Consider the following 23,548-nt stretch of genomic DNA (forward strand, 5'->3'; position numbering starts at 1 on the left):
TTTTTTACTTATTTTCGCAGTCCAGTTAAGAGTTCAAAATTAACATTATGGCAAGTACAATAAAAGAAAAGACCAAATCTAAATCTTCTGCCAAAAGTAGGTTTTCTAAGGAAACTTATATAACGTGGTTTGAGAGTATGCTTCTCATGAGAAGGTTTGAAGAAAAAGCAGGCCAGCTTTATGGCCAGCAAAAAATTAAAGGTTTTTGCCACTTATATATAGGACAAGAGGCTTGCGTTGCCGGTGCAGTGTCTGCTTTAAAGGAAGGGGACAAGTATATAACTGCATACAGGGACCATGCACATCCAATTGCTTTGGGTTCTGACCCTAAAAAAATTATGGCGGAACTTTTCGCTAAAGAGACTGGAATCTCTAAGGGTAAGGGAGGATCTATGCATATGTTTGATAAGGAGCATCATTTCTATGGAGGGCACGGTATAGTAGGGGGACAGGTACCGCTAGGTGCCGGAATTGCCTTTGCGGAAAAATACAATAAAACTGATAATCTATGCATTTGTTACATGGGTGATGGTGCTGTAAGGCAAGGTGCTTTTCATGAGGCTTTAAACCTTGCGATGACCTGGAAGTTGCCGGTAATATTTGTGATTGAAAACAATGGGTACGCAATGGGTACATCAGTAAAACGTACATCTAACGTAACTGACCTTTATACATTGGGAGAGTCATATGATATGCCTGCAGAGCCTGTTGATGCCATGTCAGTTGAAGCTGTGCATGAATCTGTAGAAAAAGCTGCAGCCCGTGCCAGAAAAGGTGATGGCCCTTCATTGCTGGAATTCAGAACATATAGGTATAAAGGACATTCGATGTCTGACCCTGCGAAGTACAGAACCAAGGATGAGGTGGAGACTTACAAACAAAAAGACCCTATAGAGCAGGTAAAAAAGACCCTTCTAGACAAAAAGTATGTCACCGAAGCTGATATCGAAGAAATTGAAAAAAAGGTAAAAGATGAGGTTGCTGAATGTGTGAAATTCGCAGAAGAATCAGACTATCCAAATCCTGAAGAAGCTTTCAGAGATGTCTATGCTCAGGATGACTATCCTTATATTAAAGATTGAAATCCGGCTTAACAACCAAATGACTTAATGCGAAACAGGATTTTTAACAAATCCTGTTTCTTCTTTATAAAGTAATTAGTAGCTTTGCAGCCTTAAAATTATTGCAGATGGCAGTTAAAAATAAAAAATCTACTGAACAGCACAGCACGGATATCCTTGAAAATCCTGAAGCATTGGCTGGTCAGATTTCGAAAACAGAAGAATTTGTTACTCAAAACAAAGGTCTTGTATTTGGTGTTGGTGCAGTTTTAGCGCTGATAGTAGCTGGCTTTTTTGGATACCAGTACTACAAAAACACTCAAAATACCAAAGCTCAAAATGAAATGTTTCAAGCGGTACATTATTTTGAGTCTGATAGTCTGGACCTTGCTTTGAATGGAGATGGTAACAATCTGGGTTTTCTCAGTATTATAGAAGAGTATGGAGTGTCTGATGCAGCCAATCTGGCTAACTTTTATGCAGGCGCAACTTATCTCAAAAAGGGCAACTATGAATCAGCGATACTATACCTCGAAGATTTCAGCGCTGATGATCTTTTAGTCCAGGCAAGAGCCTACAGCTTAATCGGTGATGCTCATATGGAAAAAGGTGACTTTGAAAGAGCTGCCACTTTCTATCAGAAAGCAGCGGATTATAAGCCTAATAAATATTTTTCACCCAGATATTTATTAAAAGCTGCCCTGGCTTATGAGAAAAACAATAACAATGAAGCTGCTATTAAGGCCTACGATACAATTATAAATAAATACTGGGATTCTAATGAATACCAGAATGCCAAGAAGTATAAGGCTCGATTAACAGGAGCAGCGTCAGCTTCATAAAAGGGAATTAATGAATTTTTGTTAAAGGGATAAGGTCTAAATCTTTATCCCTTTTTTTATTTTTGAATAAACACTAACGTAATGTCATCAGTAGATAAAAATTTAAGTGCATTCTCAAAAAAGCACCTACCTAATATTAATACCAAAATTTTCGCCATTATAGTATCAGAATGGAATGAAGCAGTGACAGAGGCAATGTTTGAGGGTGCATATAATACCCTTAGAGAGAATGGCGTGAGAAAAGAAAATATCCTGAGGAAGGATGTGCCTGGCAGCTTTGAACTAAGCCTTGCTGCTCAATGGATGGCAAAACGGGAAGATGTAGATGCGGTAATTTGCATTGGATGCGTAATACAAGGAGAAACCAAACACTTTGACTTCATTTGTAGCGCCGTAGCGCATGGCATTACAAATGTGAGTCTAAAATACGACAAACCGGTTATTTTTGGTGTACTCACTCCAAATACTCAGCAACAGGCATTAGATAGAGCCGGAGGGAAACATGGCAATAAGGGTGATGAAGCTGCTATAACAGCAATTAAAATGCTAGGGTTCTAGCCTCTAGACTAGTTCACAAATAAAAAATGGCTGCTTACAAATGTGTAGGCAGCCATTTCTTTTTTAATTGTCCTGCAATAAAAGTTAAATAGACTCTATGATCTTATTTAAAGTGTTACTAGGTCGCATAGCATTTGACACTTTTTCGTGCTCAGGATTATAATATCCTCCTATGTCTACCGGACTTCCCTGAGCAGCATTCAATTCATCAATTATTTTTTGCTCATTATCTGCTAATTTCTGAGCTACATTTTCAAAAATTGCCCGCAACTCTGAATCCTTATCCTGTTTCGACAAAGCCTGTGCCCAATAAAGCGCCAAATAATAGTGGCTGCCTCTGTTATCAAGCTCATTAACTTTACGTGAAGGAGACTTATCATTTTCCAGGAACTGGCCAGTAGCTTTATCCAGTGCTTCAGCAAGCACCTTAGCTCTTTCATTGTTAAAAGTTTCTGCTAAATGCTCAAGGGAAACAGCCAAGGCAAGAAATTCTCCAAGGGAGTCCCACCTAAGATGGCCTTCCTCTACAAACTGTTGAACGTGCTTGGGCGCCGAGCCACCTGCGCCTGTTTCAAATAGGCCTCCACCCTGCATTAATGGCACGATAGATAGCATCTTAGCACTGGTCCCTAACTCTAGGATGGGGAAAAGGTCTGTCAAATAATCACGTAATACATTTCCTGTTACAGAAATAGTGTCTTTACCCTCCTTAATTCTTTCAAGTGAGAATCGGGTAGCCTCAACAGGTGACTTTATATGAATCTCCAAGCCGGAGGTGTCATGATCTTTCAGGTACCTTTCTACTTTTTCAATTAATTGTACGTCATGAGCCCTGCTGTTATCTAACCAAAAAACAGCTGGAGTACCAGTAGCTTTCGCTCTGTTTACAGCTAATTTTACCCAATCGCAGATCGGCGCATCTTTGGTTTGGCACATCCTCCATATATCTCCTTGTTCAACCTTATGCTCCATTAGTATACTGCCCGAAGCATCTATAACTTTAACTGCTCCGTTACCAGGAACCTCAAAAGTTTTATCATGAGAGCCATACTCTTCTGCTTTTTGGGCCATTAGACCAACATTTGAAACACTCCCCATGGTGGCAGGGTCAAATGCTCCATTTTTCTTGCAAAAATCAATTGTCTCCTGATAAATACCGGCATAAGATCTATCCGGTATAATTGCCTTGGTATCCTGTTGATTACCATCTGCATTCCACATTTGCCCTGATGTTCTGATCATTGCAGGCATTGAAGCATCAACAATTACATCACTGGGAACATGGAGGTTAGTAATGCCTTTATCAGAGTTAACCATTGCCAAGGCAGGACCATTCTTGTAGCAGGCTTCGATATCATCCTCTATCTCTTTTCTTTTGTTTTCCGGAAGCTTCTGAATTTCACCGAGCAAATCACCCAAGCCGTTGTTTGGATCCACACCGATTTTATCCAAAGTTTCATTATACTTTTCAAAAACCGGAGCGAAGAAAACCGTCACGGCATGTCCGAAGATAATTGGGTCTGAAACCTTCATCATAGTAGCTTTCAGGTGAAGTGAGAACAAAACATTCTGTTTTTTTGCATCTTCTTTTTGCTCTTCTAAAAATGATCTTAATGCCGATCTGCTCATCACCGCAGCATCAATTATTTCTCCCTCCAGCAATGCGGTCTTCTCCTTTAGAACCACATGACTTCCATCGTCACCAACGAATTCTATTTTAACATTTCCTTCTTTCTTAATTACTACGGATTTTTCACTTCCGTAAAAATCTCCACTTGTCATACTGGCAACGTGCGACTTGGAATCATTGCTCCACTTCCCCATTGAATGAGGATGCTTTTTAGCATAATCTTTAACCGCTTTAGGTGCTCTCCTATCAGAGTTACCCTCTCTTAAAACCGGATTAACTGCACTTCCTTTTATTTTGTCGTATCTGGATTTAGCTTCTTTTTCCTCAGGGGATTGGGGCTCATCAGGGTAATTGGGAATGTCGTACCCCTGGCTTTGAAGCTCTTTTATAGCAGCCTTTAGCTGCGGGATAGACGCACTGATATTTGGAAGCTTAACAATATTGGCCTCAGGCGTTTTGGCTATTTCGCCCAGCTCGGCCAAATGATCAGAAATCCTTTGTGAGTCAGTAAGCTTATCAGGGAAACTTGCCAGTATTCTGCCTGCGAGAGAGATATCCCTTGTTTCAACCACCACGCCGGCAGAGTTGGTAAAAGCCTGAACAATAGGTAGTAAAGAATGTGTTGCCAATGCTGGGGCCTCATCAGTCTTTGTATAAAGAATTTTAGGTGTTTTTTTTGTCATGATTTTTGTGGTTTCTACTCTATGGAGGTTGCGAATTTAATAAAATTCGTTATGCAATTGAAGCGCACGAATATATAAATGGAATTAAATAAACCAGCTTCTGGTTTTTATCGTTGATTGTTAGTAAATATTTTAGATCATGATCCAAATACTGTTATTTTCAATTATCAGCCTCTTCTCTGGAGCTCCGGATGAAAACTTTGCAAATGAAGTGTGTTTAAGTTCAGAAGAACAAAAACTTTACAACATCATTAATGATTACCGCAAAAAAAAGAAGCTTGACCCAATACCTTTCTCAGCCAAACTAACAAAGGTGGCCCAAGTTCACGCGAAAGATTTGGCTGACTATTACAATTTCGATCCTGCAAATGAATGCAACCCTCATAGCTGGTCTCAAAATGGTATGTGGACTTCATGCTGCTACACCAATGATCATAAAATGGCAAAATGCATGTGGGATAAACCTAAGGAAATTTCAGGGTATGATAGTCCGGGATATGAAATTGCTTACTACAGCTCTGCCGGAGCCAATGCCGAAGAAGGGCTTCAGGGCTGGCAAAAAAGCCCAAGTCATAACCCGCTGCTGATTAACTCAGGAATGTGGAAACAAATAAAGTGGAATGCTATAGGTATTGGGATATACAAGGAATATGCCGTGGTGTGGTTTGGGCAGCTAAAAGATGATCAATCACTAATTACCACGTGCGATAACCGATAATACTAGTCAGAGCTCAGACATCTCTTGATATCTTTGTTATTACCAAAAATAACCAAAATATCTCCTTCCTGGAAAACGGTGTTTGGAGTAACAACTCCAAGCACTTTTCTTTTTAAAGATGGTTGCCCTATAATATTTTCTGTTTTAATCATTCTGATAATGGTCAGTATATTTAAATTAAACTCCGCCCGGAAATTTGTTTCCTGAACAGTTTTTCCTATGTATTCTTCTGGCAATTCCGTCTCTACTATGTTGTAGTCTTCAGATATCTCATAAGAATCTACCACACCCTTTATCTGGAATCTTTTGGCCAGACGATGTGCCGACTCTTCCTCCGGTCTGATAATTTCTTCAACTCCAATCGCTTCTATTACGGTCTGATGTAAGTCTGATATAGCCCTGCCGATAATTTTCTTTGCTCCCAATTGTTTCAAAATAGCAGTCGTTAGCACTGATGCTCCAAAATCTTCCCCAATAGCAACAATAACAGCATCACTATCTTTTAAAGGTAAGGTGTCCATAGCGGTTTTATCACCTGAATCCAAACATATGGTATGGGTTATTCTCTCTTTGAACTCATTGACTTTCTTCATGTCGTTATCCACAGCTATGACTTCAAATCCCATTTCCGTAAGGGCTATAGAAAGTGTTGAACCAAAGTTTCCCAAACCGATAACTATATATTTCATTTTTGCTGATTGTTTAAGCCAAACTTTCAATAAGTAAGTCTGGCTGTTAATTAACTTATAAAGACACTTTCGGACGGATACCTGTAGCTCTGTGTTTTTGCACTGGCAATAAGTGCCGCTAATAATGTAAGTGTACCTACCCGCCCTAAAAACATGGTGATTATGATTACAACTTTACCTGCCTCACTTAAATCACCTGTAATACCTAAGCTAAGACCAACGGTGCTAAATGCTGAAAAACATTCAAAAATTACTGACAGTAAAGGTATATCAGGATCGAACAAAGCCACGAGCACTATTGAAGTACCTATTACCAGTAATGACAGCAAAACCACGGAGAATGCTTTTCTAACTGATTCATTTGTGATTTCTCTTCTAAAAACTTCGATACGATCTTTCTGTTTTGAAATGCTTAATACATTTAAAATTGCCACAGCAAACGTTGTTGTTTTTAAACCCCCTCCGGTTGAGCCGGGAGAAGCCCCTATCCACATTAGAAAAAGATAAATTAAAACAACCACCGCAGAAAGTGAGGCCATGTCTACAGTGTTAAATCCGGCAGTACGGGGCGTAACCGCTCCAAAAACTGCTGCAACAATTTTGCCATACCAAGGCATTTGAGCTAACGTATTGTTATACTCGGCTATGTAGTAAACAATGAACCCTACGGTGAGAAGCACTGCTGTGGTCACAAGTACCATTTTAGTATGCACGGTAAGGTGTCGACCCCGGTGAGCATATGGCTTTTTTTTAAAGATGTACATGTATTTATTTACAACATAGTACTTCAAAGATTTGTAGATATCGAAAATTACGGGGAAGCCAATACTCCCAAAAAAAATCAATGCTGCAATGATCATTTGCATCCCGTACTGAAATCTCACTACAGGTTCATAGAGTCCATTGCTAAGCGTAGAAAAACCCGCATTGCAAAATGCAGAAATTGAATGGAACACAGCATACCAGACCGCCTCGGGTGTATCAAAAGTCTCGGCCACAGAATAATAAATAAAACCTGCCCCAACAGCCTCAATGATTAGGGTAACTACAACTACTTTAACAATGGTATGCAGTATTTCACTCAATTTACTTTCATTGATAAATTCTTTAATAAACAACGTGTTTTGATAGCTTGACGCTCCTTTAAAGAAAAAACCAAAAAAAGTGGTGAAAGTCATTATGCCCAAACCACCGAGCTGAATAAGAATAAGGATTATAAGCTGACCAAAATGGGTAAACCGGGTCGCTGTATCTACTACAATTAATCCTGTTACGCAAACGGCACTGGTTGACGTAAATAAAGCTTCTAAGATAGACAGGTGCTCGGTGGTGGCTCTTGGAAGCATTAACAGGGCCGTTCCGGCCAAAATCAAAAGCAAAAAGCTACCAATAAATAACAGTGCAGGGTTTAGGTCAAGTCGTTGAAATTTTAAAGATTTTTTTGATAATTCAATAATGAACAGGAGGCTGACACTGAATCTCAAAAACACCACATCGGTTACAATATTTACAAATGTAACTTCGCTCACTTGCCCTGACGGTATAAGAATATTCATCAAAAGCAGAACAGCTACTACTATAAACAAAAAGTACTCCGAGTAAAGTATTCTCCTTTTTTCAGCACGACCGAGCAGCTTCATTATCATCCGCAAAATGATAACGAACAGAAATACTGTTACACATAAGAAGTACCAAATATGAATGATAATTATAAAATGAAAGGGTAGCTTAAATCCGGCTTCAACTATAATGCTGACAAATGCCAGGAGGCTTATAATAAAAAGCCCTGACCTAAGCATCCATTGAATAGCCTGGTTCAGGGAATTAATGATTTTAGATGAGTTTAAATGGTTTCCTCTGCTCAAAATACCACCTCAGTTTAAATTTTAACTTGAGGCAACAAATAAAGGCAGAAAAATCAATATTGTTCTTCCTCGTTGGGAAAATCCTTTGCCTTTACGTCCTCTATATAGTGACTTACTGCATCGGTGATTATTGTGTACAGATCCGCGTACCTGCGTAAAAACCTGGGTTTAAATTCTTTTGTAATACCTAACATATCCTGCATCACCAATACCTGCCCGTCAACATGAGGACCAGCCCCAATACCTATAATAGGTATAGACACTTCCTCTGCGACTTTTTTTGCCAGATCCGCAGGGATTTTCTCAAGTACTATTGAAAAACAACCACACTCTTCAAGCAGTTTGGCGTCAGCGATCAATTTTTTTGCTTCTTCTTCCTCTTTTGCTCTTACTGTGTAGGTTCCAAATTTAAATATGGATTGAGGGGTTAACCCAAGGTGGCCCATTACCGGCACGCCCGCACTAAGTATTCTTATAACCGATTCTTTTATTTCGCTACCACCTTCCATTTTTACAGCATGTGCACCGGACTCCTTCATGATCCTGATAGCAGACCTTAGCGCCTCTGAGGAATTGCCCTGATAAGAGCCAAAAGGTATGTCCACAATTACAAAAGCCCTCTCCACTGCTCTGACAACAGATGTAGCATGATAGATCATCTGGTCCAACGTAATGGGAAGTGTAGTCTCATGACCGGCCATCACATTAGAAGCAGAGTCTCCCACTAACAGTACGTCAATACCCGCCCCGTCTAATATTTTAGCCATAGAAAAGTCATAGGCTGTAAGCATTGAAATCTTCTCCCCTCTATTCTTCATTTCCTGAAGTTGGTGCGTAGTGATTTTTTTGATATTGGGTTTATGAACAGACATAGTATAGTTCGTTTTATATTTGTTTTACATTGGGTATAGTGACAATGAATGTAGTCCCTTCCAGTTCTTCACTATTCACTTCAATTTCAGCATTTAGCTTATCCGCAACTTTTTTCACAATATAAAGTCCCAAGCCTGAGCCTTCACTCTTCTCTGTTGCCCTATAAAACATATCGAAGATGTGCGGCAATTTGGACTCTTCAATCCCATCTCCATTATCCTCAACTTTAATTACAGCTTTTCCGTTAGTAACCTTTGCTTCCACAAGCACATAGGAACGCTCCTTATGAAAGCTTCTATACTTAATAGCATTGGAAATCAGATTATTCAAAATTATCCTTACTCTGGTCAGATCCGAATGAAAAAGTATGGGTTGGGCCACTCTTGTAATAACTTCAAGTCCTTTGGTATCGGTTGCATTATAGTAGCTGGAAATGCTGCTGTTAATTTCTACCATAAGGTTAATGGGAACATGCTGATCATTTACACGATCATTTCTGGAAATACTTAGTAGTTCAACTACCAGGTCATCAAGGCGTTTTACGCTACTTTCAATTTTGTCTATACATTCTTTTTTTATGGGCTGGCTCTGTTCCATTCTATACAGGTCGATGAGCCCCAAAACTGATCTTAACGGCGACCTCAAATCATGCGAGGCATGATAGACAAAGCTATCCAGTTCGAAATTGACTTTTTGCAGCTCCAGAAGGTTTTCCTTGGTTTGGGTGATATCTTTCAGAACACATTCAAACACCTGCTCGTCTGCATAAAGCACTGCACTAAACGATACCCATATCAACTGACCTGTAACGGTTTTTATCTGTAGCTCCAGGTTGTCTACAGCACCGTGCTCCTTTAAAAGTCCGAGAACTCTTCTCTTCTCCTTATCATCATAAAAGAAATCAAAATTAAGCTGATAATCCTTATCCTTATTCACCCCAAGCATTTGCCAAAATTTTTCATTGGCCTCTATTATTTTCCCATTCTCTGAGTCACTACGTAGCATAGCCACCAGAGAATTTTGAAAAAGGTTTCGATACTTTTCCTCACTTTTTTTCAGCGCATCGGCAGCTTTCTTTTGTTCGGTTATATCTGTATGTGAGCCAGAAATTCTTACAGCCTTCCCATTGTGATCATGAATTATTTTTGCTTTTGAGAGAATCCACCTGTAGGTACCATCTTTGTGCTTCAGTCTAAAAATTTCCCTATAATTCTCGGTGAGTCCATCTATATAAGCTCGAAAAGTGTTTATGGCTCTTTCCTTATCATCAGGGTGCAGAAGGTTCTCCCATGAGAGCAGTCCCTTATAACTAATAGCTTCATCTTCATCAAACCCGAGCATTGTTTTCCAGGGTATGGATACAAAAGCTACATTATTCTCAAAATCCCAGTCCCACAGGCCATCATTAGCTCCGTTAGCCGCTGCTTCATATTTATGCAGTTGATCCTTCAATGAAGATATTTCAGGACATTTTTGCGCCAAACTACTTATGGGGTTTTCGTTATCGCCTTTCACATTTAATAAGATTTAAAAGATTCAGGCTATGACGGTTTCCTGAATAAACTTGTCTAAGATAAATGGATGATATCTCTAATACAAGTTTATCAGGTCATTGAAGATATACTTCTTTTTTATCCTTTTCTAATTGTACCTCAACATGTTCGTTTATAGTGGTAGATAATTGGTACCCTGTATACTGGGTTAGTATGGGAAACTGCGTATGGCTCCTATTGACCAAGACCGCAGTTTCTATTTTTTTAATTTTTACGTTAAGGAAGGGCTTGAGGCTATAAGCCATTGTACGGCCGGTATTCATTACATCATCTATTAGCACAATGCTCTTATTCTTTAACTGAGAAACATCACAGGTCAATGTTATTTCACTTTGCGTGGGCGCGAATTTATCCAGCTTCACTCCTATGAGCGTGATTTTTACGGGTGCTATTGATTCCAGCTCCAGAAGTAAAAGTTTAGCCAGTTCATAACCTTGCTCATAAATACCTGCAAGTATTATTTCTTTCTCCTGAGAGTTGTTCTCATATATCTCATAGGCAATACGCTTGATTTTCTGCTTTACCTGCGCATCAGTTAAGATCAAACCTTTTGTTCCCATAGTTTAAGGTATTGGCATTACTTTACTATCCTTAAAGGTAGATAATATCACGAGAGATTGCATATTATCAACAACCTCAATATTAGTTACTTTCTCCAACATTAGCTTTTGATAAGCTGCAATATCCTGAGCAATGATTTTTAAAATAAAGTCTCCCGAGCCGGTAATATGATGACATTCTATTACTTCATCAATTTCGTTAATAGCTTGGGTAAAGGCCTCTATATTGACTTTATTGTGCCCTTTTAAAGATACCATAACAAAAGTACTAACACCAAGTCCAACTTTCTCATTGTTGAGCATGGCATGGTAGCTTTTTATTATTCCCGAAACTTCCAGTTTCTTCACTCTTTCCAATGTTGGCGCAGGAGACAAGCCAATTTCATTAGCAAGTTGAGCATTGGTAATTTTGGCATTAGCCTGAAGAATTTCCAATATCCTGCGATCAATTTTGTCCAGCTTAATTTTCGGTTTCATTCTTTTTATTTTTGAGTTGTTTGACCATTCAAATCTATTAACTACTATAACTCCCTTAAGCAGAAATTATTGAGTAATAAAATGCTATTGCATTTACATATAACTTGTACTACAAAATATTATTTGGTGCGAAGATAGATATAAAATACAAATAGGAAGGATATATAAAAAAAGATATTGTTAAAACTGACTTTGCTAATTTTCTACAATTACCTTATACATGGCTGTTTTTCCCGCCACTGATACCTTTAAAACATACAGCCCTTTATCAATGTCCGCGGCATTGATAAGAATGTTATTCATGCCAACCAACAGCCTATTTATTTCTATCTCCTTCACTAAATCTGCCTTGGCATTATACAGTTGAATCGTGGCCGGATTTTGATCATTTGAAATGATTTGAATACGCAATTGATCAGATGCAGGATTGGGGTACGGAGCAAGAATAACCGTTTGGTTATCATCAAGATTTATACACTTTGTGTTATTGGTAATATCACTTTCTTCCAACCCGTCAAATAAGGGAATTAACGTGACACATAAATAATCCAGGCTCTGAGGGTCTATACTGAAATCCAGGTTAATATTTACAGATTGCACAGGTGCTCCGGAAGACACTCTCGGGTTAAGCGTCTGGCTAATTACTTTCTCTACAGTCGCCTGATTTCCCAAGTCAACAGATGCCTTAAAGCTATCGATGGTAACTGTTCCATTATTACCAACAGTTAGTATTACTTCTGTTTCATCAGCAGGATTTCTGTTTATAGCAGTAAGCACAATATCCAGATTAGGATCCAAGACATTGATCCGATGAGTTATTGTATCATTACATCCGTTTTCATCACTTGCTACCAATCTGACATCATAGGGGCTTTCTTCAGTAAATGTATAAGTCGGATTAACATTATCAGATGTACTGCCTTCTTCAAATATCCATTGAAAATTGTTTGCCCCAACTGACTTATTTGTAAACTCCACATCAAGTGGTGGTGCCCCAAAGGTAACAGATGGTTCAAACGCTGCTGTGGGTGCCTCATTGATCTGTATAGACTGTGTAACAGAATAATCGCAACCATTTTCTGTAATTATAGTAAGGCCAACATCATAGCTCCCCGCTTGATTAAACGCATGATATGCTGAAGAATCTTCACTGGTTGCCTGATTCGCCAAGTTCCAGCTCCTTGAGGTAACTGGATCGCCAAGTGGATCGGTAGTATCAAAAAAATGAGCTTCTGCATTATCACAAGCCTGCTCCACTCCGAATGTAACTGATGGTGCCGGTCTAATACTAATAGTTCTATATGTTGTAGCAGTACAAAGGTTTTCTGAGGTCACCGTAAGCCCGATGCTATAATCTATGGCAAACTGAAATGTTGTAACCGGGTTTTGCTCCGCGCTGAATACTCCACCCAAATCCCAGGACCATGTGGTAATATCTTCACCAGGTACCGGCTCAGAGGCATCCATAAACTGCACCGATTCATTGATACACAGTTTATCATACTCGAAGTCGGCTACAGGGGCAGGCTTCACATTCACCACTTGCTGAACTGAATCTTTACAACCGTTTGTGGTTTGTGCTACCAGTTTTACATCAAAGGCCCCATCTGTGGTGAATGTATGTATTGGGTTCCTGTCAGTAGATGTATTACTCTCAGAAGAGGGATCATCAAAACTCCAACTCCATGAAGTTATATTAGCATCACCAACTGTCGTTTCATCTGTAAAAGCGGTTGGAGTACCTTCACATGAAAGATCATTGGTAAACTGCACGTCCGGCAACTCATAGACGTTTACCTCCAAAACCTTTGATGTCTGACAGCCGGCGCTGTTAGTGAGGGTCAAGGTAACATCATAGGTACCAGGCGCCGCGTACTGGAATAGCGGGTTTTCAAGATTTGAGGTAAACCCGTTACCAAAATCCCAATGTGTAGATGTGATATCGCCGGTTGAAGTATTATTGAATTGGAGAGCTTTGCCTACACAATCGTCATTGACGGTAAACTGAGCTACGGGGCCGACACTTACATTGCTGATATTTTGAACGGATTCAACAGAGCAGCCGGGAATAGTTGCCACCAACTTGATTTCTTTCGCTCCTCCTGTGGGAAATTCATAACTGAGATCCTCAGTGGTGGCCACGGATACTCCGTTTACAAACCATTCATAACTGATATTGCCATCGTAGTTGCCTGGAGTGGTGTTTTCGAAGAGGTAAGTATCATTGGTGCAAATGGCACCCGAGGGAAGGTTAAATGCGGGTGCCGGTTCGGGGAATATTGTAATATCTTTTTGGGTAAAATTCTCGCAGCCGTCGGAGCTTATTACTTCTAAGGTAACGGTGTAGTCTCCCACTGATGCGTAGGTATGATTTGGGTTGGCAGAGGTAGAGGAGTTGCCATCTCCAAAATTCCAATTGTAGGAATTGATGTTGCCTGATGTGTTGATAGATGAGAAGTTGATTGAGGAAGTTAGACAGAGATTTTGGGAAGTGAAGTCTATATCCGGCGCCGCCTGAGAAGAAACAGTGATTGTTTGCAAACTCATATCATTTTCTCCACTATCATTGTAAGCGGTAAGTGACACATAAAATGTACCTGCATTCTGATACTTAATGCTGTAGGGGCTTTCATCTTCAGAACTATACTGGTTTAATTCACAGTCATTCTGGAAAGTGGCATAAACTAAAGTTTCATCCACAGCATTCATGCTAATGATATTCCAAAAGGAATTACTTTTTATTAACTCAAGATGAAACTGACGGTTATAAAGAGGGGTTGAGGCTAGTGGTGTTACAGTTGGACTAAGGTTTTCTAAATCACTACCAAAGTTTAACCTATATAACTCTCCAAAATTAGTAATAACAATACCATAATATTCACCCGCATCGATTCCAATTTCAATTCCTCTGAACTGAGTAGAGCTAAGTGTAGTGGTAATTCTGGTTGGAAGCGCATCACTAAATAAACTACCTCCAAAATCATATCTCCTGACCCTGCTATCACTTATAGATCCTGTAAATGCAAACCAATTTCCATTATATTTCTTCAAAAGTATATCATCTAACCCTGTACCAATGGAACTGCCTGTCGTGGTAATAACGTCAGAAGGAGATGGATTAATTGTCAGATCACTTCCCAAACTGACAAGTGTAAGTTTATTTAGACTGGAGTTCGTAACCACTGCGATATAACTCCCTCCGTCTTTGGCAATGTCCAAACCACCTACTACATTGCCTCCGATACCCGTTAAAAGCACCTCAGCTATTGGTTCATTAAGCAATGAATTACCAAATCTCACTCTTATTAATGAAGAATTATTAGCATTAATTATGAAAGCAAACCATTCTGCCCCGTCATAGATGAGTTTTATTGGATCAGGACCAGAAAGCAATCCATTTATATTTCCTAAATCCTGAATTGTAAATATTTTATCATTTATCTCACTACCAAAATTTATTCTGAAAACACTATTGTTTGACCGACTCGTTGCAATACCTATCCAGTTTCCATCGTGGTACTCAATATCCATATCAGTAGGAGTAGCCATAGCACTGATTGACCCCACGGACTCGAATACTAATGAGTTGGTCAAATCCCCCTCACAAAAATCCCACTGGTAGCTTGTAGCATCTGAGGATAGGTTTTGAATAGCAACATTCTCCTCAAGGCAAACAAGAGAGGGAAGGGTGTAATTTGCCGAAGGTTGACTGAATAAAGCAACACATTCAATAAAAAAAAATACACTTGTTAGTAGAAATTTGATATTCATAGGATAAGTATATTCCATATTAGATCATAATGTAACTTCTAAGGTATTGCGTGTTATCAACAAATTAACCATAAAAGATTAATTTTAGTTAACTCGGCACAAAGAATTTAGGTATCAGATGTACAACTCTAACTATTGTAGACCTCCACCACTCTGTCTGCCATATTATCAAGACTAAACTTAACACCAATACTTTTCCTGGCATTTTCAACTATTTGCTTTGTATAATCACTGTATTGAAGCATTCTAACCGTTTCTTTTGCAAACTTTTCAATATCAAAAGGTTCTATCAAGACTCCATTTACACCACTTTCAATAATCTCATTACAAGCTGGCACATTAAAGGCTATAACGGGTACATCTTCGTTAAACGCCTCTAAAATAACGAGTCCAAACCCTTCTGAAATTGATGGAACCATAAACAGATCAGACATACGCAGTAACTGTTTAACATCTTTCCTAAAACCTAGAAACATCACCTTATCTGCCAACTCTAAATTTTCGGTGATTTTCTCTAATTCCGATCTCATCAAACCGTCGCCTACTATTAAAAGTCCCACATCAGGCACACTATCCAAAACCTTTTTAAAAGCCTTAATAGCATATTTATGTCCCTTGTAAGGGACTAGTCTCCCTACAATTATAATTTGTTTTTTAAAGTACTTATTGCGTGCTGAGATTACTTCGGACTTAACAGATGTATGTTCATCAAATCCATGATGGATAGTTTTTATTTTACTACTCCTGCTTATTCCTCCTTTAACAAAAAGATCTCTTATTCCATCTGACACAGCTATGGAACGGTTTATAAACCTCTCACAAAACCAGCAAACTAAGTAATAAATATTAGGGGTTAGTTTTTTGTAATTAAAGCCGTGCTTCTCTATGAAGCGCTCTTCATAACCATGCTTGGTTGATATCCATTTAAATGATCGAGGTAAAAATATTTTTTGCCATACCATTATAAAATCTGCATGTAGCAAATGTGTATGAACAATATCGTACTTATACTTTAACAGATGATGGCCAATATTGAATAAGGTTAAAATATTATATTTTATAATAATTACTTCTATGCCTTCCTTTTTGAGGATGTCAAGAAACAACTTGCTTTTCACTAGATCATTTTTGTGAATTATTGCTAAAAATCGACTATTACTCCCTCTTAATCTAAGAAGCTTTATGAGGCTTACGATATGCTTTTCTGACCCGGAAAAGCCGGCCACTTTCTGTACATGGAGGACATTCATTCTGCAAATAACTTACGATAGCTTTCAAACATTATATCACAGGATAATAATTCTTTTGCGTATTGCTCAGACTCATATCCCAAAGATTTTCTAAGTTTTGAATCTTCTTTCAGTAACATAATGGATTGAGCCATTTGTTCAACATTACGGCAGTCCACTAAAATTCCATTTTTTCCAGAAGTGATCAAATTATTGACCCCAATTACATCAGATGCTATGATCGGCAGCCCACAAGCCTGAGCCTGCATAATAGCCGTACTCATAGTTTCTCCAAAAGTAGCATGCACATAAATATCCAATTCATTTAAGAATGTTGGTATTTTATCTTCGGACAAGCGCCCCAGAAAGATTACCTGTTTTTCAACGCCAAGGTTCTTAACCAAAGCCTGTAACTTTTCTATGGATTCTCCCTCCCCTGCAATCTTTAACACTAAATCTTCACTATCCAGGTGGGCCAATGCTCTTATAAGTGTTTCATGGTCTTTAATTGGCACAATCCTGCTTAACATGCCAATACTAAATGTTGGATTTTCAACTTTTGGGGAAGGCTTGAAAAAATCAAGGTCAAGACCATTTGGGATAACGGTAACTTTCTTGCCATCAAATAGCCAATTGTATTTATCCTTTATTTGACTTTGATACAAATCTGTTAAAAACACGACATTATCAGCAAACATTAACGAAATGCCCAGTAAGTATTTTTCCAGTCTGGTTTTCAAATGATTGGCCTGAGTTTCTCTAACAACAACCTTGGCTTTATAAAACAGTCTATAAAGCAACGTCGGAATTACATTATAGCTCGAATGTAGAAACACCACATTGGGTTTTTCTCGCTGTAAGACTTTAAAAACTTTTGGCCAGAAAAGCCAATCCATTCCAGGGTTCTTTCTAACATAAGTAAAGGATATATTCTTAACGATCAACTTATTTGTAACATCTGCGTTGGGTTCCTCTATTCCGTAGAATATTACGCTATACTCAAAGTAAGAATTTCTGTCTGCCCCTAACAGAGTGAAGAACACATTGGTATGCCCTCCCAAACCTGCATACACAAGATGGGTGATCTTCATTTTAGTTTGTTTAATAACCATTTAAAAAATAAAAGTGGACCTCTCAAAAAATTACTGATTAAGGAAATACCTCCTTTATAGTAGTGCCCTTGCGTACATAACCTAACCAAGTATTCTCTTTCCAAAAGCAAAGGGTCCATGATGTACAATCTGGTAAGCTTATTCTCAAATTCCTCAAGTTGCCTTTTCAGAGAATTGTCACCTCCACTTATACCATCATTACCATACTTTTTTCTTTGGTGGTACAAAAAAGCAATTACTCTACCTACCGTATAATTAAGAGAGTTAGACGGTTTTGAGTTAGTTATAGAAGCTGGATTATACCTATAAAAATAAAGGTGCTGAGAAACGTTTAACATTTTGAACCTCTCCAATATTAACAACATCCAATACCAGTCCGCACCTCCCCGTCGATCAAAATATTCATTGAAACCACCAATCTCAAGGTATACGTTTCTTCTTATCATTACAGATGCGCTGGTAAATGTATAATCCTCAGGGATAAATTTAGTGATTCCTTCATGTGTCAATGGAAAATCAGACCTTTTTAGTACTTTACCCTCATTATCCAATTTTACTGACTGAGTGCCACAAACATCTATTCCCCTATGATCCCTAAAGGCTTGAAGTTGTACTTCCAACTTCGAAGCATCGCACCAATCATCGGCATCCTGTATAGCAATATAGTCACCCGAGGTCATTGCAAAGAGCCTATTTACTGTCTTCAGATTTCCTTGATTGTTATTATTATGATAAAGCCTGATCCTGTCGTCATCATATTTTTCAATAATTTCCCTGGTATTGTCTGTTGACCCATCATCTGCAATTAACAGCTCCCAATTACTGTGAGTCTGACTTATTATACTTTCAATAGCAACTCCAATATAAGGAGCGGCATTATATGCCGGCATTATGACTGACACCAATTCCATAAATATTTATTTCTTTAGGACCGTCTCTATTTTTGGAAGAACCTTTGATATTGAAAAATTTTCTTCCATAAATATCTGTTTGTTATTCAAATTATATGAACCTGGAACTTCAAAATAATATTTAATTTTATCCACAAGTTCCTGAGTAGTTGAAAAAATCCATTTCTCTTCCGGATCATCTAAAATCTCAGATGTTGCTCCAACTTTTCTGGCGATCACGGGTGTATCTGCCATAATCGATTCAACCATAACCCTCCCAAATGATTCGTTGACAATGGAAGGAAACACCAGTAAGTTTATTCTTGAAAAAAAGCTAGCAGTATTGCTTACATGACCAACAAACTCCACTTTTCCATTCAACCCTAGTTTATCTATTTTTTCTTTTATATGCCGTTCATATTCAAAGTGTTCCTTCCTTTTTGGCATGCCTCCGACTAACAAATGGTATTTTGGTCCCTCATTGAGAATAGCTAATGCATCTATCAAATGATGTAACCCTTTGGGCTCTGCCAGTCTCCCTAAAAAACCGATCACTTTTAACCCATCGTTTTTTTCTGATTTCCTAAACTTCAGTTTATCCATCAAAAAACAATTTGGGATAACGGATAACTTTTCTTTTGGAATACCTGCCCCTATATATGCATTTAGCATATTATTATTGGCAACTATGAACTGATTTACTTGCCCGATTGCAATACCAATTACGTTTTTTCTGTTTTTAAATAGTGGTATCTCAGGGGGTGGCAATCTAAAATGACAAACTAACCTTAATGAGGGCCTCATCAAGGTTAATAAAGCGGCAATTGGCAAATCAACAATTTCATTTATATAAATAACATCTGCTTTTGCTAAGCTCCGGAGTTTTAATGTAGATAAGAACAGCCTATAAAAAGATTTCAACTGAAATCCTTCATTTTTGGTAGTATGTATCTGAATAGTCCTTACGCCATGTTCCTCATATTGATCAAGGTAATCGCCAGGGGTAACATAGGCCAAAATGATGTCATGCCCCCTACCCTTTAAGCCTACAAGAATATCAAATAAGCTTTTCTCCTGACCTCCTCTAAAAGACGATGGTTCCGGGTCTATGGCTAAAACTCTCATGAACTATTGCCAAACCTTTTTAATGAAAGCAAATATTCCTTCATTAGTACTATAAAAATACCCATTGAAGTTGTCCAGCTTGTAAATTCAAGTTTTTTTATTAGGGTTCTGTATTGTTTTAACAGCTTAATTGGCTTTAAATAACTTATACCCAAACGATAGGCTGATTGTTGCCTTAAGAACTGAATGATTAAACTCCCTACTTTAGCTTCGCCAAATTTACCAATAAAGGGGTAATAAGCTTTAAAAACCTCATCCAGCAATCCAAGTTCATTGTATTCCCAATACTTTCTATTAAACACGGGTATTGTTGTTCTAAATCTGGGAATGTACAAAGTTTGAAACTGACACATTCTATCTGTTAAGAAAAAGATAAATGGGTATATATTTCTATATTCATTGAAATGCAAATAATTCTCTACCAGACCTTCTCTTTTGAACAGTAAGCCTGACAACTGATGCCCTAAATACGAGTACTTAAGTATTGTTTCATACCCAGGGTCCAACAATTTTCTTTCAAAACCAGGTTCCCTTATCTTAACTTTTTTACCATCCTCATACTCCTTCAATATCCCGGTAACGATCACGCCTAGCTCATCATTATTTTCGATTTCATCAATACAGAACTTTACGTAACCTTTATCAAGAAAGTCATCATCCCCCGTCCATAAAACATATGGAGCACTGGCCAGTTCAAGAAGTTTGACCATATTGGCTTCCAGACCAATGTTTTTTACATTTCTGTTATAAATCAAATTTATGTCAGGATGTCTGACCACCAACTGCTCTACTGTACTTTGAGTATTATCATCCGAACAGTTATCAGAAATAATAATCCTTACCTGCTTATTGATTTTATTTGATTCAATCTCATTAATTAAGTAGTTAATATTCCTACGTAGAAATTCAGCTCTATTAAAAGTGGGTATTAAAATATCAATAATATGGGGTGATACCGACACGCTAATTTTGATTAAATATCTTTTGTAAGTTATTCTTATTTTCTACCGGAAAGGCCATAAAGTCTGCCCAATGCCCGTCTCCATGAAACTCATCTTTCACAGGGTCAAGCGATCCAAATCCCTTACCCTTCTTATTTATTATAAAAACACTATAATTTAATGATTCGAATATATCAAAAACTTGTTTGTTTCTTGACACTCTGAACTCATCCTGAATGTCTCTGGGAGGAAGTATTTCAATAATCACCAAAGGTCTATTTTTCTCAATAGTAAAATATAAACTTTTTAAGACTTCAAGCTCCGCTCCTTCAACATCAATTTTAATAATATCAGGCACCTTATTAAAATTATCAGGCAGTTTCAAGACAGAAACATAGGTTGTCTTTTTGATCTTTTTCTGATCTCTAAACTCTTTAATAATAGAGGCAGTACTATCTATATCTGTATCGTGATAAAGATTTAGTTCTGCCAATTGAGAGGCTTCGCCCAAAGCCACCGGTATAATATCTACATCACCAAACGAATTAACTCTGGTCAACTGATATAAATAGTGGACACAGGTAGGATTAGGCTCAAACCCTACATATATTGAGTCTGGTTGTAGCATTTTTAGCTTTAACAGTGTCTGTCCTATATTAACCCCCACATCAAAAAAAACAAGTTTTTTTTGATGTGAAGCCAAAAACACACTCAAAATATCAGTCATCCAGGTTTCCTTTTTTTCAACGAAGTGCTCAATACCCTGTCCTGCCAAAACCGGAATTCTTATTTTTATCTTGTCAGTATTTCTTGGTACCGAAATAGATAAGTATTTCAGTATACCAAGCTTTCTAAAAAGTCGGAGTATTATAGTCGTCATTCAATAATGAAATAAGTTTAGAATTATCACCCCAAAAAGCAAAAGGCTCAAGATCATTATATGGGTAAAAGCCTAAGTTCAAATTTATTTTAGAATCCGGGTAATTGTTAGTTATGAATTTTTTCACGAATGCCTCCAACACAACCGGTTTATTAGAAGAACAATTGAAAATCCCTTTTATTTTTTCTCTTTTTGCAACCTTCACTATTATTTCGGCTAACTCATTAACCAGAAGATAGTCTCTTACTTGTTGCCCTCCTGACATATTGAAACTTTCCTCATTGCTTGCTATAGCATTTTCAAGTTGAGGAATAAGAGATTTTGTACTTTGACCTTGCCCATAAACATAAAATATCCTCAACCACTTAAGCCAAGTATTCTCTGGCGCAGAATCGAATACATACTTTCTTAGTTCATTTTTGGCTATTCCATATTGAGTTACAGGATTGGCTTCAATATCTTCAATCAATGCGCCGTCAATAAGACCATACTCAAAACAGGTACCTGAAATAGTGAGGTTGGAAGTAAATCTTAAAGCTTGATCAATAAATCTTTTCTGAGCAGGGAGTACCTCATTAACATGACAAGGGTCATTATACCGATGTATACTTGGCCAGGATAAATGGACTATAATGTCATAATTGCGTTGAAATGTAATACTATGGTCTTCATTCCAGAGGTTATGATAAACAGTTTTAACATTACTTAAATGCAAAAAATCCTCACATGATTCTGACCTACAACCTGCAAAAATTTTAGAATTAGGCCAATGTTTTGAAAAAGCCTCTACAACATAACGTCCTATAAACCCCTTTGCTCCTGTTACTAAGACTCGCATCAGACTTATATAATTGTCAACTTCGGAATAGCTACAATAAAGTGCCCTCCCCAATCTCTGATATACGACAAGTCAGAGGTAATTTCATCTTTCAAATTCCATGGTAAAATAAGAATGTAATCAGGTTTATCCTCTTTGATATAATCAGGACTCATAATTGAAATGTGACTTCCCGGCATAAACATACCTTGTTTATGGATATTCGCATCGCAACAGTAATCAATCAAGTCACCCTTAACTCCGCAATAGTTAAGTAGCGTGTTCCCCTTAGCTGCCGCTCCATAGGCTGCAACTTTTTTATTTGCTTTTTTTGCCGATATTAAAAATTCCAGAAGTTCAAGTTTGACAGTAAATGCCTTTTGCTCAAAGTTCTTATAATAGTCACGGTTTAACACCCCTAGTTGCTTTTCCTCATTCAATAAGTCATTAACCTGGGATGTCACCATGCGATTTTCATCTCCTTTATGTTTTAGAAACACTCTAAGGGACCCGCCATGAGTTTTTAGCTTTTGAACATCAAATACAGTCAAACCATGCGTATCAAATATCTTATATACCGTTTGGAATGAAAAATATGAGAAATGCTCGTGATATATGGTGTCAAATTGATTATTAGCTATAAGTTCAACGAGGTGGGGAAATTCAAAAGTACAAATACCATCAAGTGCTAGACCAATCTTAACCCCACCTACAAAGTCATTAATATCTGGTACATGGGCAAGCACATTATTACCAATGATTAGGTCAGCTTTCTTATCAGCAAAGTGGCGTGCTGCCAAATCTTCGCCAAAGAAATCAACAACGGTTTCAATGCCTTTGGATATTGCAACATCCGCCGTGCTCTGAGTGGGCTCTATTCCACAAACCTTTACCCCTTGCTGTTTGAAAAACTGCAAAAGATATCCATCATTAGAAGCTACTTCAACAACATATGAACTCGAATCAATTTCAAACCTTTCTATCATCATATCAACATAATCTGACGAATGCTGAAGCCAGGATTTCGAAAACGACGAAAAATATGGATAATCACTGGTAAATAACTCCGATGAAGTTTGATAATCCTCGGTTTGGACCAGAAAGCAACTATCACAAACATTCACATTTAAAGGGTAAGTTACTTCAGCTGCCTTACATCTCTCCATTGGAATAAATGCATTGGATACCGGACTATGTTGTAAATCAATAAATTTGAAGTTCAAAGGATGACCACAAAATCGGCACTTGTTCATTTTAAGATATATAAGTTTTAC

Annotated in this window: 20 protein-coding genes; 4 read left to right on the forward strand and 16 right to left on the reverse strand. The window is 37.9% G+C overall.

Annotation, left to right across the window (positions count from 1 at the left end; all coding sequences use genetic code 11):
• Positions 1-47: 47 nt before the first annotated feature.
• From pdhA to ribH, 3 genes are all read left to right on the forward strand, one after another.
• Positions 48-1,082: a pyruvate dehydrogenase (acetyl-transferring) E1 component subunit alpha gene (gene pdhA, locus LVD17_RS05925; RefSeq protein ID WP_233765394.1), complete on the forward strand. Its 1,035-nt coding sequence runs from the start codon at positions 48-50 to the stop codon at positions 1,080-1,082.
• A 107-nt stretch (positions 1,083-1,189) separates the two neighbouring features.
• Positions 1,190-1,903, forward strand: a complete 714-nt coding sequence (locus LVD17_RS05930; protein WP_233765395.1) for a tetratricopeptide repeat protein — start codon at positions 1,190-1,192, stop codon at positions 1,901-1,903.
• 81 nt (positions 1,904-1,984) lie between these two features.
• On the forward strand, positions 1,985-2,461 hold the full coding sequence (gene ribH, locus LVD17_RS05935; RefSeq protein ID WP_233765396.1) for a 6,7-dimethyl-8-ribityllumazine synthase: 477 nt from the start codon (positions 1,985-1,987) through the stop codon (positions 2,459-2,461).
• 84 nt (positions 2,462-2,545) lie between these two features.
• Here ribH and LVD17_RS05940 read toward each other — a convergent pair whose 3' ends face one another.
• A complete protein-coding gene (locus LVD17_RS05940; protein WP_233765398.1) occupies positions 2,546-4,774 on the reverse strand; it encodes an NADP-dependent isocitrate dehydrogenase in 2,229 nt (742 codons plus the stop codon).
• A 139-nt stretch (positions 4,775-4,913) separates the two neighbouring features.
• Between LVD17_RS05940 and LVD17_RS05945 the strand changes: the two genes are divergently transcribed.
• The gene (locus LVD17_RS05945; protein WP_233765400.1) at positions 4,914-5,492 is read left to right on the forward strand and encodes a CAP domain-containing protein; all 579 of its coding nucleotides are present in this window, start codon (positions 4,914-4,916) and stop codon (positions 5,490-5,492) included.
• Positions 5,493-5,494: 2 nt separating this feature from the next.
• Here the strand turns inward: LVD17_RS05945 and LVD17_RS05950 are convergent, their stop codons facing one another.
• From LVD17_RS05950 to LVD17_RS06020, 15 genes are all read right to left on the reverse strand, one after another.
• Positions 5,495-6,181 (reverse strand): potassium channel family protein, encoded by a 687-nt coding sequence (locus LVD17_RS05950; protein ID WP_233765402.1) that lies wholly within the window; start codon positions 6,179-6,181, stop codon positions 5,495-5,497.
• A 50-nt stretch (positions 6,182-6,231) separates the two neighbouring features.
• Complete coding sequence (locus LVD17_RS05955) at positions 6,232-8,046, reverse strand: TrkH family potassium uptake protein (RefSeq protein WP_233765404.1); 1,815 nt, start codon at positions 8,044-8,046, stop codon at positions 6,232-6,234.
• A gap of 53 nt (positions 8,047-8,099) precedes the next feature.
• Positions 8,100-8,918 carry a 3-methyl-2-oxobutanoate hydroxymethyltransferase gene (gene panB / locus LVD17_RS05960; protein WP_233765406.1) on the reverse strand — a complete coding sequence of 273 codons (819 nt, stop codon included), beginning with the start codon at positions 8,916-8,918 and terminating at the stop codon, positions 8,100-8,102.
• Between the two features lie 13 nt (positions 8,919-8,931).
• Complete coding sequence (locus LVD17_RS05965) at positions 8,932-10,434, reverse strand: PAS domain-containing sensor histidine kinase (protein WP_233765407.1); 1,503 nt, start codon at positions 10,432-10,434, stop codon at positions 8,932-8,934.
• 94 nt (positions 10,435-10,528) lie between these two features.
• Positions 10,529-11,032 carry a phosphoribosyltransferase family protein gene (locus LVD17_RS05970; RefSeq protein ID WP_233765408.1) on the reverse strand — a complete coding sequence of 168 codons (504 nt, stop codon included), beginning with the start codon at positions 11,030-11,032 and terminating at the stop codon, positions 10,529-10,531.
• Between the two features lie 3 nt (positions 11,033-11,035).
• Positions 11,036-11,509, reverse strand: a complete 474-nt coding sequence (locus LVD17_RS05975; RefSeq protein WP_233765409.1) for an Lrp/AsnC family transcriptional regulator — start codon at positions 11,507-11,509, stop codon at positions 11,036-11,038.
• 195 nt (positions 11,510-11,704) lie between these two features.
• Positions 11,705-15,280 carry a PKD domain-containing protein gene (locus tag LVD17_RS05980; protein WP_233765410.1) on the reverse strand — a complete coding sequence of 1,192 codons (3,576 nt, stop codon included), beginning with the start codon at positions 15,278-15,280 and terminating at the stop codon, positions 11,705-11,707.
• Between the two features lie 128 nt (positions 15,281-15,408).
• On the reverse strand, positions 15,409-16,530 hold the full coding sequence (locus LVD17_RS05985) for a glycosyltransferase family 4 protein (protein ID WP_233765411.1): 1,122 nt from the start codon (positions 16,528-16,530) through the stop codon (positions 15,409-15,411).
• On the reverse strand, positions 16,527-17,621 hold the full coding sequence (locus LVD17_RS05990; protein WP_306415984.1) for a glycosyltransferase family 4 protein: 1,095 nt from the start codon (positions 17,619-17,621) through the stop codon (positions 16,527-16,529). The genes LVD17_RS05985 and LVD17_RS05990 overlap by 4 nt, the downstream gene beginning before the upstream one ends.
• On the reverse strand, positions 17,597-18,532 hold the full coding sequence (locus LVD17_RS05995) for a glycosyltransferase family 2 protein (protein WP_233765413.1): 936 nt from the start codon (positions 18,530-18,532) through the stop codon (positions 17,597-17,599). Before LVD17_RS05995 ends, LVD17_RS05990 begins: the two co-directional genes overlap by 25 nt.
• Positions 18,533-18,538: 6 nt before the next feature.
• On the reverse strand, positions 18,539-19,636 hold the full coding sequence (locus tag LVD17_RS06000; RefSeq protein ID WP_233765414.1) for a glycosyltransferase family 4 protein: 1,098 nt from the start codon (positions 19,634-19,636) through the stop codon (positions 18,539-18,541).
• Complete coding sequence (locus LVD17_RS06005) at positions 19,633-20,598, reverse strand: glycosyltransferase family 2 protein (protein WP_233765415.1); 966 nt, start codon at positions 20,596-20,598, stop codon at positions 19,633-19,635. Before LVD17_RS06005 ends, LVD17_RS06000 begins: the two co-directional genes overlap by 4 nt.
• Before the next feature lies 1 nt (position 20,599).
• Entirely contained in the window at positions 20,600-21,304 is a 705-nt protein-coding gene (locus LVD17_RS06010; RefSeq protein WP_233765416.1) for an FkbM family methyltransferase, read from the reverse strand.
• A gap of 124 nt (positions 21,305-21,428) precedes the next feature.
• A complete protein-coding gene (locus LVD17_RS06015) occupies positions 21,429-22,295 on the reverse strand; it encodes an NAD-dependent epimerase/dehydratase family protein (RefSeq protein ID WP_233765417.1) in 867 nt (288 codons plus the stop codon).
• A gap of 5 nt (positions 22,296-22,300) precedes the next feature.
• Positions 22,301-23,527 carry a class I SAM-dependent methyltransferase gene (locus tag LVD17_RS06020; RefSeq protein ID WP_233765418.1) on the reverse strand — a complete coding sequence of 409 codons (1,227 nt, stop codon included), beginning with the start codon at positions 23,525-23,527 and terminating at the stop codon, positions 22,301-22,303.
• Positions 23,528-23,548 lie beyond the last annotated feature (21 nt).

It is taken from the genome of Fulvivirga ulvae, from assembly GCF_021389975.1.
In the GTDB taxonomy this organism is placed as follows: domain Bacteria; phylum Bacteroidota; class Bacteroidia; order Cytophagales; family Cyclobacteriaceae; genus Fulvivirga; species Fulvivirga ulvae.

What these genes read in the sequence shown, in the direction of transcription:
- pdhA (WP_233765394.1), top strand. Translation starts at nt 48, where the DNA reads ATGGCAAGTACAATAAAAGAAAAGACCAAATCTAAATCTTCTGCCAAA.
- LVD17_RS05930 (WP_233765395.1), top strand. Translation starts at nt 1,190, where the DNA reads ATGGCAGTTAAAAATAAAAAATCTACTGAACAGCACAGCACGGATATC.
- ribH (WP_233765396.1), top strand. Translation starts at nt 1,985, where the DNA reads ATGTCATCAGTAGATAAAAATTTAAGTGCATTCTCAAAAAAGCACCTA.
- LVD17_RS05940 (WP_233765398.1), bottom strand. Translation starts at nt 4,774, where the DNA reads ATGACAAAAAAAACACCTAAAATTCTTTATACAAAGACTGATGAGGCC.
- LVD17_RS05945 (WP_233765400.1), top strand. Translation starts at nt 4,914, where the DNA reads ATGATCCAAATACTGTTATTTTCAATTATCAGCCTCTTCTCTGGAGCT.
- LVD17_RS05950 (WP_233765402.1), bottom strand. Translation starts at nt 6,181, where the DNA reads ATGAAATATATAGTTATCGGTTTGGGAAACTTTGGTTCAACACTTTCT.
- panB (WP_233765406.1), bottom strand. Translation starts at nt 8,918, where the DNA reads ATGTCTGTTCATAAACCCAATATCAAAAAAATCACTACGCACCAACTT.
- LVD17_RS05970 (WP_233765408.1), bottom strand. Translation starts at nt 11,032, where the DNA reads ATGGGAACAAAAGGTTTGATCTTAACTGATGCGCAGGTAAAGCAGAAA.
- LVD17_RS05975 (WP_233765409.1), bottom strand. Translation starts at nt 11,509, where the DNA reads ATGAAACCGAAAATTAAGCTGGACAAAATTGATCGCAGGATATTGGAA.
- LVD17_RS05980 (WP_233765410.1), bottom strand. Translation starts at nt 15,280, where the DNA reads ATGAATATCAAATTTCTACTAACAAGTGTATTTTTTTTTATTGAATGT.
- LVD17_RS05985 (WP_233765411.1), bottom strand. Translation starts at nt 16,530, where the DNA reads ATGAATGTCCTCCATGTACAGAAAGTGGCCGGCTTTTCCGGGTCAGAA.
- LVD17_RS05990 (WP_306415984.1), bottom strand. Translation starts at nt 17,621, where the DNA reads ATGGTTATTAAACAAACTAAAATGAAGATCACCCATCTTGTGTATGCA.
- LVD17_RS05995 (WP_233765413.1), bottom strand. Translation starts at nt 18,532, where the DNA reads ATGGAATTGGTGTCAGTCATAATGCCGGCATATAATGCCGCTCCTTAT.
- LVD17_RS06000 (WP_233765414.1), bottom strand. Translation starts at nt 19,636, where the DNA reads ATGAGAGTTTTAGCCATAGACCCGGAACCATCGTCTTTTAGAGGAGGT.
- LVD17_RS06010 (WP_233765416.1), bottom strand. Translation starts at nt 21,304, where the DNA reads ATGACTGATATTTTGAGTGTGTTTTTGGCTTCACATCAAAAAAAACTT.
- LVD17_RS06015 (WP_233765417.1), bottom strand. Translation starts at nt 22,295, where the DNA reads ATGCGAGTCTTAGTAACAGGAGCAAAGGGGTTTATAGGACGTTATGTT.
- LVD17_RS06020 (WP_233765418.1), bottom strand. Translation starts at nt 23,527, where the DNA reads ATGAACAAGTGCCGATTTTGTGGTCATCCTTTGAACTTCAAATTTATT.